This window comes from Gemmobacter nectariphilus DSM 15620, assembly GCF_000429765.1.
Lineage (GTDB): Bacteria > Pseudomonadota > Alphaproteobacteria > Rhodobacterales > Rhodobacteraceae > Wagnerdoeblera > Wagnerdoeblera nectariphila.
The window spans coordinates 31,633-42,473 of the sequence record NZ_AUCM01000003.1 but is presented as its reverse complement, the minus strand read 5'-3'; the positions used below and the strand labels follow the sequence as shown (position 1 = coordinate 42,473).

General features: G+C 65.5%; 8 protein-coding genes. 3 read left to right on the top strand and 5 right to left on the bottom strand.

Going from position 1 to position 10,841, the window contains the following annotated elements:
* Positions 1 to 10: 10 nt before the first annotated feature.
* On the bottom strand, positions 11 to 1,501 hold the full coding sequence (locus G481_RS0100205) for an ABC transporter substrate-binding protein (RefSeq protein WP_028028205.1): 1,491 nt from the start codon (positions 1,499 to 1,501) through the stop codon (positions 11 to 13).
* A 652-nt stretch (positions 1,502 to 2,153) separates the two neighbouring features.
* The gene (locus G481_RS0100195; protein WP_154664483.1) at positions 2,154 to 3,806 is read right to left on the bottom strand and encodes a flavin-containing monooxygenase; all 1,653 of its coding nucleotides are present in this window, start codon (positions 3,804 to 3,806) and stop codon (positions 2,154 to 2,156) included.
* Between the two features lie 365 nt (positions 3,807 to 4,171).
* Here G481_RS0100195 and G481_RS0100190 point away from each other — a divergent pair, with 365 nt between their 5' ends.
* Positions 4,172 to 6,463: an arginine/lysine/ornithine decarboxylase gene (locus tag G481_RS0100190; RefSeq protein ID WP_028028202.1), complete on the top strand. Its 2,292-nt coding sequence runs from the start codon at positions 4,172 to 4,174 to the stop codon at positions 6,461 to 6,463.
* A gap of 131 nt (positions 6,464 to 6,594) precedes the next feature.
* On the opposite strand, the gene G481_RS0100185 is transcribed toward G481_RS0100190, so the two are convergent.
* Entirely contained in the window at positions 6,595 to 7,029 is a 435-nt protein-coding gene (locus tag G481_RS0100185) for an RrF2 family transcriptional regulator (protein WP_028028201.1), read from the bottom strand.
* 142 nt (positions 7,030 to 7,171) lie between these two features.
* On the opposite strand from G481_RS0100185, the gene G481_RS0100180 reads away from it, so the two are divergent.
* Both G481_RS0100180 and G481_RS0100175 read left to right on the top strand, forming a co-directional pair.
* Positions 7,172 to 8,482 carry an NAD(P)/FAD-dependent oxidoreductase gene (locus G481_RS0100180; RefSeq protein WP_028028200.1) on the top strand — a complete coding sequence of 437 codons (1,311 nt, stop codon included), beginning with the start codon at positions 7,172 to 7,174 and terminating at the stop codon, positions 8,480 to 8,482.
* Positions 8,483 to 8,492: 10 nt separating this feature from the next.
* Positions 8,493 to 8,852, top strand: a complete 360-nt coding sequence (locus tag G481_RS0100175) for a DUF5368 domain-containing protein (protein ID WP_028028199.1) — start codon at positions 8,493 to 8,495, stop codon at positions 8,850 to 8,852.
* A gap of 111 nt (positions 8,853 to 8,963) precedes the next feature.
* On the opposite strand, the gene G481_RS0100170 is transcribed toward G481_RS0100175, so the two are convergent.
* Both G481_RS0100170 and G481_RS0100165 read right to left on the bottom strand, forming a co-directional pair.
* Entirely contained in the window at positions 8,964 to 10,208 is a 1,245-nt protein-coding gene (locus G481_RS0100170) for an N-acetylmuramoyl-L-alanine amidase (protein ID WP_035024696.1), read from the bottom strand.
* A 57-nt stretch (positions 10,209 to 10,265) separates the two neighbouring features.
* Entirely contained in the window at positions 10,266 to 10,817 is a 552-nt protein-coding gene (locus tag G481_RS0100165; protein ID WP_028028197.1) for a gamma-glutamylcyclotransferase, read from the bottom strand.
* Positions 10,818 to 10,841 lie beyond the last annotated feature (24 nt).

Sequence of the window (10,841 nt, the reverse complement as noted above, 5' to 3'; positions counted from 1 at the left end):
CCCGCAAGGATCACTCGACCTTGACGCCAGCCAGCGGCCGGAACAGCACCGGCTGCGACACCCACAGCCCGGTGATGCCCTTTTTCTGGATGTTCACCTGGGGCAGCTGGAACAGGAAGCCGTGAACGGCATTCTCGGCCAGATAGGTCTGGCCCTTCTTCAGCAGCGCGATGCGCGTGTCGGCGTCGGTTTCCTCGCTGATCTGCTTCCACAGATCGTTGTAGGCCGCGTCGTCATAGCCATAGAAATACTTCGGCCCGCGCGCAAAGTTGCCCATGTCGTTCGGGCCCGGGTGCGAGATGATGGTCATGTCGTAGTTCAGCTTCTTGTAGATCTCGTCCAGCCAGAAGCCCCATTCGACGTTCTCGACCTTGACGGTGATCCCGGCTTCGGCCAGCTGCGCCTGGATGATCTCGGCCGAGCGGGTGGCATACGAGAACGGCGGCACGCGCAGCGTCATGGTGCTGCCCTCGACGCCCGCGTCCTTGAACAGCGCTTTCGCCTTGGCCACGTCATGCGGATACATGCCCGTCAGATCGACATAGGCCGGGCCGTGGGGCGGGTAGAAGCTGCCGATCGGCACCGCCTGGCCATACATGGCGCCGTCGATCAGTTCCTCGCGGTCGATGGCATAGCTGATGCCCTGACGCACACGCAGATCGTTGAACGGCGGCTTGGAGTTGTTCATCGCCAGGATCACTTCGGCCTCGGTCGAGCCGATGGTGACGTCAAAGCGCGGATCGGCCTGGAACTGCGGCAGCATCTCGGGCGCGGGGAAGCCGGCGTAGACGTCCAGCTCCTCGGCCAGCAGCGCGGCCGAGGCGGCGGCGGCGTCAGGGATGAAGCGGAATTCGATCTTGTCCAGCGCGACAGTGCCGGCGCCGCGATAGTCGGCGTTCTTTTCCAGCGTCAGCCGATCGCCGCGGGTCCAGGCGGCGTATTTGAACGGCCCGGTGCCGACCGGCGTGGTCGCATTCGCATCGGCGCTTTCCGAGGCGACGATCGAGGCATCGCCCTGCGCCATGTTGAACAGGAAGAAGGCATCCTTCTTCTTCAGCTTGATCTCGACGGTGTTCGGGTCGATCACCGTCACGCTGGCGATGGGGGCGAAGATGCTTTTCGTCGGGTTGGTCGACCCTTCGGCCATCGCGCGGTCAAAGCTGAACTTCACGTCATCGGCGTTGAAATCGGTGCCATCGTGATACTTGGTGCCCTGCACCAGCTTGAACACATAGGTCAGGCCATCGTCCGAGACGGTCCAGCTTTCGGCAAGCTGGGGCAGAACCTCGCCCTTCTCGTTCACCGTGGTCAGCGATTCAAAGACGTTCTGCGTCAGCATCCCGTCGATCGAGGCGGTGGCGTCCGAGGTCGGGTCCAGCGAGGTGGGTTCCTGCTGGATACCCATGACAAGCGACGCGGCCGCGGCGTCATCTGCAAGAATGCCGGTGCCAAGCGCCATCACAAGGGCGGCAAGCGGCAGGCTGGGAACGAAGTGGCGCATGGAAATCCTCTCAGGACACGGTTGGACACTGGGGGCGAGAAACACCTCAATTGTAACAGGTGTAAGGGCGCTAACGTGTCGGTCAAGAAAAACCGTTTCAAACCGGAAAAATATCTTGGCGCCGCAATTGGCGCTGTCGGCCCGGGTCCGGCACAAGGGGCCGGAAAGCATCATGCGCAATATGACAGTATTTTGCACACCAAGGCGCTTTGGGCCAGATTTGGAAAAAGCGCCTTGCAGCGGGGGCCGATCCGGCGCCCGCCGCCCCGATCGCGGGCCGGCAAACCGCGCGTCGGATGCACCGCTCATGCGGCGCGGCAGACAGTTTCGGCGCATTCGCCCTGCCGGCCCGGCCACCGCGCCGAAACCGGGGGCACCCGTGATGACAAGGGGCCGCGCGGCGATCTGGTGACTCGGCCGATCGCGCCGATCCCCCCGGACCCAGGCGCGCGCCCTGCCCGGCCGGACCGAACGGGCGCCCCGTGGGCGTGAGCGCGCCCAAGACCGCGCTGGCGGACAAGGTGCCCAAGCTGCGCGGGCCAATCGACCCGCCGGGGCCTGCGATCGCAAATGCCGTCCCTGCCCCGAACCCGTCAGACGCCGCAGCCCGGGTTCACGGGCTGCGGCGCAATCTTCAGGCGCGCGCCTTGGCTCAGGCGGTTTTCCTGACCGGCTGGGCGCCGCGACTCGGGGCAAAGCGGTAGGCGGCGAAATTGTCCTTGGCCGCGGCCTCGCAAGCCTCGACATATTTGGCGAAACCGCCGGTATAGATCGTCAGCCCCTGCGGCTTGCCTTCGATGTTGGCGCCGACATACCAGGTCTTGGCCTTGGACACGAGCGAGCGGTTTGCCAGTTCGCGCACATGGTCCATCCACCTCGTCTCGGCCTCTTCGGTCGGCTCCATGGCGCACAGGCCGTTGTCATCCATGTAGGTGATGGCGCGGGCGATCCAGTCGACGTCGTTTTCGTTGATATGGATGATGTTGGCCAGCGCCGACGGCCCGTTCGGCCCGACCGTGGTGAAGAAGTTCGGAAAGCCCGCCATGCCCAGCCCCAGCAGGGACCTGGCGCCATCGGCCCATTTGTCCTTGAGGTTCTGCCCGTCGCGGCCGATCACGTCAAAGTTCAGCAGCGCGCCGGTCAGCCCGTCATAGCCGGTGGCAAAGATCAGCATGTCCAGCTCGACCTCGCCCGAGGCCAGGCGGACGCCCTTTTCGGTGATTTCCTGGATCGGGTCATCCAGACAATCCATCAGATGGACGGTCGGCAGGTTGTAGGTCTCGTAGTAGCTGGTATCGAGGCAAGGACGGCGGGCAAACACCGGATAGCCGCGCGGCTTGAGCTTTTCGGCCACCACCGGATCCTTGACCACCTCGCCGATCTTGCCACGGATGAATTCCGCGACATGCTCGTTCGCCTCGGGATTGATCAGCAGATCGCTGAACGTGCCCAGCATGCACAGACCGCCCAGCTTCCACGCATCTTCCAGCAGGGCATTGCGGGTTTCGGGCGGCACGCTGAAGAAGGCGCGCGTCGATTGCGGGCGCAGCCCCCCCACCGCCGACATGCGCGCAGCCGCGCGCAGGCCCGGATAGTTGCGCTTGATTTCCGCGACATACTCGGGCGAGAGCGTCTTGTTGCGCATCGGCATCGTAAAGCTGGGAGTGCGCTGGAACACGAACAGCTCGCCCGCCTGCGGCCCCACCTCTTGCACGATCTGGATGCCGGTCGATCCGGTGCCGATCACGCCCACGCGCTTGCCGGCATAGCTGACCGGCTCGTGCGGCCATTTGCCGGCCATGTAGGATTCGCCCCGGAACCTGTCATAGCCCTTGATGTCCGGGGTCTTGGGCACCGACAGCGGGCCGGTCGCCATGACGCAATAGCGCGCCTCGACCCGCTCGCCTTCGGTGGTGGTCAGGGTCCAGATCTGGCGATCCTCGTCCCAGACCGCCGACGCGATGCGGGTGTTGAAGCGGAAATGCTTGCGCAGATCCAGCCGGTCCGCCACGAAGTTGATATAGCGCAGCAGCTCGGGCTGGGCGGCGAATTCCTCGGACCAGGTCCATTCCTGATCGATCTCGGGCGAAAAGGCGAAGCTGTAGTCGATGCTGGGCAGATCGACCCGCGCGCCCGGATAGCGGTTCCAGTACCACACGCCGCCCAGATCGCCGCCTGCCTCGAAAGACTGGATCGACAGCCCCATCTCGCGGAACTTGTAGGTGGCATACATGCCGCCAAAGCCGCCCCCGACGATCACCACATCCAGCGGCTTGGCGCTGGCCGACACACCGACATCATTCATCCCCGGACCTCCCGTTAGGCGGAACCCGGCAGCATCCGGCACAACGACTTGCCCCCCGCGCCGACCTGGCCCCACCGGGACCCGATTCCGCTTGCTCCTCTGACAATCATCATGCCGGGACGGGCGCGAGGGGCCTAGATAATTCCCGTACAAGGACAAGAACTACACATATGTGATAGAGATCAGCGGTCAACGTGCCGCATCCCCCCGTTGCAGGCCGCCCTGCCAGGCGATCCCGCCCCCGGGCGCAAGGATTTGCCGCCCGGACCGGCCATGCGCTGCCATGTGATCACCCTTGGCCTTGACGGGGGGGGCCTGCGCTGGAATGAACGGGGCAACTGCGGCGATGTTCGAAAGGAAGGCCGATGAAGTTCCGTTTCCCCATCGTCATCATCGACGAGGATTTCCGGTCCGAGAACACCTCGGGCCTTGGCATTCGCGCCCTGGCCGATGCCATCGAGCGCGAAGGCTTCGAGGTGCTGGGCGTCACCAGCTATGGCGATCTGTCGCAATTCGCCCAGCAGCAAAGCCGCGCCAGCGCCTTTGTGCTGTCGATCGACGACGAGGAATTCAGCCCCGGCCCGGAACTTGACCCGGTGGTGCAAAAGCTGCGCGACTTCATCGAGGAGGTGCGCTGGAAGAATGCCGATGTGCCGATCTTTCTGCACGGCGAAACCAAGACCAGCCGCCATCTGCCGAACGACATCCTGCGCGAGCTGCACGGCTTCATCCACATGTTCGAGGATACGCCCGAATTCGTCGCCAAGCACATCATCCGCGAGGCCAAGACCTATCTGGAAGGCATCCAGCCGCCGTTCTTCAAGGCCCTGCTGGATTACGCCGAGGACGGGTCCTATTCGTGGCACTGCCCCGGCCATTCGGGGGGCGTGGCCTTTCTGAAATCGCCCATCGGGCAGATGTATCACCAGTTCTATGGTGAAAACATGCTGCGCGCCGATGTATGCAACGCGGTCGAGGAACTGGGCCAGCTGCTGGATCACAACGGCGCCATCGGGGCATCCGAACGCAATGCCGCGCGGATCTTCAACGCCGATCACTGCTTTTTCGTGACCAACGGCACCAGCACCTCGAACAAGATGGTCTGGCACCATACCGTGGCGCCCGGCGATGTGGTGGTGGTGGACCGCAACTGCCACAAGTCGATCCTGCATTCGATCATCATGACCGGCGCGATCCCGGTCTTCCTGCGCCCCACGCGCAACCATTGGGGCATCATCGGCCCCATCGGCCATTCGGAATTCGAGCCCGAGTCGATCCGCGCCAAGATCCGCGCCAATCCGCTGCTCAAGGATGTCGATGCCGATGCCGTCAAGCCGCGCATCCTGGCGCTGACCCAATCGACCTATGACGGCGTGCTTTACAACACCGAGGAAATCAAGCGGATGCTGGACGGCTATATCGCCAACCTGCATTTCGACGAGGCCTGGCTGCCCCATGCTGCCTTCCACCCGTTCTATGGCACCTATCACGCCATGGGCCGCAAGCGCGGCCGGATGAAGCACTCCGTCACCTATGCGACGCAATCCATCCACAAGCTGCTGGCCGGGATCAGCCAGGCCAGCCACGTTCTGGTGCAGGACAGCGAGGAAACCAAGCTGGACCGGCACCTGTTCAACGAAGCCTATCTGATGCACACCTCGACCAGCCCGCAATATTCCATCATCGCGTCCTGCGATGTGGCGGCGGCCATGATGGAACCCCCGGGCGGCACCGCGCTGGTCGAGGAGAGCATCCTCGAGGCGCTGGATTTCCGCCGCGCCATGCGCAAGGTCGACGAGGAATTCGGCGAGAACGACTGGTGGTTCAAGGTCTGGGGCCCCGAAGAGCTGGAAGAAGAAGGCATCGGCCGCGCCAAAAGCTGGGTTCTGCGCCGCACCGATGAAGATGGCGTGCAGCTGGCCGATGGCGAGGACAGCTGGCATGGCTTTGGCGACATGGCGCCGGGTTTCAACATGCTGGACCCGATCAAGGCCACGATCATCACCCCAGGCCTCGGCATCGACGGCAAGTTCGACACCACGGGGATCCCGGCATCCATCGTGTCGAAATACCTGACCGAACATGGCGTCGTGGTGGAAAAGACCGGGCTTTACAGCTTCTTCATCCTGTTCACCATCGGCATCACCAAGGGCCGCTGGAACACGCTGGTGGCCGCGCTTCAGCAGTTCAAGGACGACTATGACCGCAACCAGCCGCTATGGCGCGTCATGCCGGAATTCTGCGCCAAGCATCCGCGCTATGAACGCATGGGGCTGCGTGACCTTAGCCAGCATGTCCATGCGCTTTATGCCAAATACGACGTGGCCCGCCTGTCGACCGAGATTTACCTGTCGGACCACCACCCCGCGATGACCCCGACCGAGGCGTTCTCGCACATCGCGCGGCGCAAGACCGAACGCGTGGCCATCGACGATCTGGAAGGGCGCATCACCACCAGCCTTGTGACCCCCTATCCGCCCGGCATTCCGCTGCTGATCCCCGGCGAGGTGTTCAACGCCAAGATCGTCGACTTCCTGCGCTTCAACCGCGAATTCGCCCGTGAATGTCCCGGGTTCGAAACCGACATCCACGGCCTTGTGCTCGAGGCCGGCCCCGATGGCACGGTGCACCATTACGCGGATTGCGTGGCCGAATAGGCCGGCCAAAGCTGCGGTCAACGACGCGCCGGCGCCCCCTGCGCCGGTGCCACCACCTCGCATGCATCCAGCCGCGATGTGATCACCTCGACCCTGCCCCGCAAGTCGCGGGCGGGGCCTGCGTTACAGGGTCAGGCGGCGCACAGCAGCTCGTGCAGCCCGTCGTTCTCGGCGACCAGATCGGCCAGCGTCACCTTGTCCAGCTGGGCATAGAACGCGGTCAGCGCATCGGCCATCACGCATTTCAGCTTGCAGCAGGCGCGCAACGGGCAGGCCCCGCCATCGGGCATGAAGCATTCGGCAAAGGGCACCTCGGCCTCCAGCGCGCGAAAGACCTGCCCCACGGTGATCTGGGTCATCGGACGGCCCAGCATCAGCCCGCCCGAACGGCCCCGCCGGGTGGCCAGAAACCCCTTTTGCCCCAGCGCATGGATCACCTGCGCCAGATGGTTTTCGGAAACGTCGCAGGCCTCGGCGATGTCATGCTTGCGCACGATGCGTCCCGAATTCACCCCGCAATACATCAGTGCCCGCATGGCCAGATTGGTTCGTGTCGTCAGTCGCATCCTGCCCTCCACCCGCCGGCGAAAGGCCGGCCCATCAAACATGACTAAGGATGCCATCATTTTGCGGGCCGCTGTTTGACCTGCATCAAGGAAATGGAGCAAATCACATGCGATTTTTTGAATGTATACGGAGGAATACATCATGTCCCGCCCCCTTGCCGCCTCGCGCCGCGGCTTTCTTGGCCTGTCGGCCGCCGGCCTTGCCGCGCTGGCCACCACGGCACCCGCCCGCGCCCAGACCATCCGCTCCACGGCACGAATCGTGATTCTCGGCGCCGGGGCGGGGGGAACCGCCTTTGCCAACCGCATCGCGCGGCGGCTGGAGGGCGCCACGATCACCATCGTCGACGGGCGCAAGGAACACTGGTATCAGCCGGGCTTCACGCTGATCGCGGCCGGGCTGAAGCCGGCCTCGTATTCTGTCAGCCAGACCGCCGACTGGCTGCCCGAGGGGGTCAACCTGATCGCGGAACATGCCGCCGCCATCGACCCCGTCGCCAAGTCCGTCACCACGACCGGCGGCACAAGGCTGGATTACGACTATCTGATCGTCGCCACAGGCCTTGTGCTGGACTGGGCCGCGATCGAGGGCTTTTCCACCGACCTGATCGGCAAGGAGGGCATCAGCGCCCATTACCACAGCCCCGAGGCGGCAGCCGCCAGCTTCCGCGCGCTGGACGCGTTCACCGACAAGGGCGGCAAGGCCCTGTTCGGCCGCCCGGCAACCGAGATGAAATGCGCCGGCGCGCCGCTCAAGATCACCTTCCTTGCCGAGGACATGGCCAGCCGCAAGGGCACGCGCGGCAAGATCGACATCACCTATGCCGCCCAGAACAAGACACTGTTCGGCGTGCCGATCGTGTCGGAAAAGGTGCGGATGCTGTTTGGCGATCGCGGGATCGTCCCGGCCTATGACCATGTGCTCAAGGCCATCGACCCCGGCGCAAGACTGGCCACCTATGCCACCCCCGATGGCGACACGCAGCTGCCCTATGACTTCATCAACATCATCCCGCCCCAACGCGCGCCGCAGGTGGTGCGCGAGGCTGGCCTGTCCTGGGCCGACAAATGGACCGACCAGGGCTGGCTCGAGGTCGACATGAAGACGCTGCGCCACCTGCGCTATCCCGAGATCTTTGCCATCGGCGATGTGGCAGGGGTGCCAAAGGGCAAGACGGCGGCCTCGGTCAAATGGCACCAGCCGGTGGTCGAGGACCATCTGCTCGCCCAGATCGCGGGCAAGGAGGGCACTGCCACCTTCAACGGCTATACCTCGTGCCCGTTGATCACCCGCGTCGGGCGGGCCATGCTGATCGAGTTCGATTACAACAACAACCTCGTGCCCAGCTTCCCCGGCATCATCCCGCCGCTGGAAGAGCTGTGGATTTCCTGGCTGATGAAGGAAGTCGCCCTGAAAGCCACCTACAACGCCATGCTGCGCGGCGACGCCTGAGGAAGATGCCATGAAAGACCTGACCCTCACGACCCTGATCGCCGTGTTCGAGGAAATGTTCGGCCGCACCCTGTTCTGGGCGCTGGTCGCGGCAGCCGCCATCGTGACGCTGCTCTACCTTTATGTCCTGATCCGCGACCGCGCGGTCAGCTGGCGCAAGTTCCTGCTGGCACAGCTGTCGATGCCGGTGGGCGCGGTGGCCGCCGTCTGGTTCGTTTTCACAATCACCCGCTCGGGGCTGCGCGACATTGGCGGGGCCATCGACGTGATCGTCCTGCTGGCCATCGCCGCGGGCGGCGCGGTCGGCGCCGCGATCCTTGTCTATACCGCGCAATCCCTGATCAGCCGCCCCGGCACCGATCAGGGCTGACCGCCGCGCTTTCATCTGTCCGCAAATATCCTCAGGGGGAATTTTCCCTGGTCCCCAGACCAGGGAAAATGGGGGCAGAATGCCCCCGTCCCGCCCCAACCGCCGCGCAGCCTACTGGCGCAGCAGGCCCGCTGCCGCCGCATCCTCGACCGACCAGGACGACAGCCCGGCAACGATCGCCCCGGCCATCGTTGCCCGCCAGGCCGGATCGCTCAGCCGCGCCAGATCGCGGGGAGACGAGATATAGCCCAGTTCCACCAGAACTGACGGGATGTCGGGCGCCTTGAGCACCGAAAACGCCGCGCCGCGCCGGGGCACCTTGTGCAGCGGCAACCGCGCCGCGGCCATTGCGGCGACCAGCGCATCGGCCAGCTTTTCGGTGCGCGGCGCCGTCTCGCGCCGGGCCATGTCCATCAGCACCCCGGCGATCAGATCGTCCTGCCCGGTCAGATCGACCCCCGCCATCAGCGCATCGCGGTCATGGCGTTCTGCCAGCGCGGCCGATGCCGCATCCGAGGCCGCCTCGGCCAGCGTATAGACCGTGGCGCCCGTCGCCACCCCTTCGGGCACCGCATCGGCATGCAGCGAAAGGAACACATCCGCCCCGGCCTGATGGGCGATCGCGACGCGGGTCTCCAGCGGCACGAAACTGTCATCCTCGCGCGTCATCACGACGCGGGCGATGCCGGCGCGCACCAGCGCCTCTTTCAGCTCGCGCGCGAAGGTCAGCATCAGCCGCGCCTCGCTTTGCCCGTCATGCTCGGCGCCAGGATCAAGGCCACCATGACCGGGGTCCAGCACCACCACCAGGGGCCCCTGCCCGCGCGGCTTGCGCGGCGCAGGCGTCATGGCGGGTTTGGGCAGCGCCCAGCCGGGCGGATCGGGGCGGGCCACCTCGGCGGCAAAGGCAGCCGGGTCCGCCGGCCGCAACCGCAGCCGCAACAAGGCGCCATCGCCGCCCCGCAAGGCGGTGCGCATCTCGGCCTCGGACACCAGCTGCGGACGATCCAGCGCCAGCACCAGCCGCGACCAGCCCTCGCGCACCGGCCCGGCCCGCAGATCGGTCACCTTGCCCCGGACAGCGCCCATCAGGCGCGCGCCATCCAGCGCGCGAAAATCCACCTCGCGGAAATCGACGATCAGCCGGGGCGGCGCGTTCAGGAACCGCACCCGCCAGGGCACCGGATGGCTGAGCGCCAGATCGAGCGCCAGCCCGCCATCTTCGGCCCAAAGCCGGCTGGCCGCCCCATCGGCCCGCGCAAGGGCGGAAAACTGCCCCTGGGCCAGCGCCCCGCCAGCCGCCAGCCACAGCACCACGCCCGCCGCTGCGATGGACCTAACAAGTGTTGCGATCATGCCTGCCTGCCCTTTTGGCGCAATGTGCCACAGGCGGGGGCGGCGGCGAAAGCCCCCTCAGCCCGGAACCAGCGCCCGCACCCGCGCGGCCAGCCAGTCAAGATCGGGATCGGCAATCCCCAACTGTGCCAGATGGGCGGTCGTCGACCACAGGTAATCGCAATTCCGCCCCCGCCCGCCGCAGGACCGGGCAATGATCCGTGCCTGCTCTTCGGGGTCCAGCGCGCCGGTATACTGGGCATGGGCGGGGTCGATGACATAGGCCAGCGTCTCGGCCCTGCCACCCTCGTGGAAATCGACCGGCAGGGTGATTTCCAGATAGGCCGAGGACACCAGCTCGCGCTCGCGCACCATGGCAAGCGTCTCATCCTCGGCCCCTGGCGCGACGCGCAACGCCAACCCGTCGCAGGCGCCCCCTGCCGCGCGGTCCAGCGCCAGGACCAGCCCCGGCGCCTCGGGGCTGCCGCGATGGTGGATCGACCACATGCAGAAACTGCGATGCCAGCCGCTGGCCCGCGCGACCCGCGCCTCGGCCACCGGAAAATCGGGCTGCCACATCAGCGAGCCATAGGCAAAGATCCAAAGGGGGCGGGGGGCGGTCTGGGTCACGGGGCGTCTCGGCTCTGGTCGCGG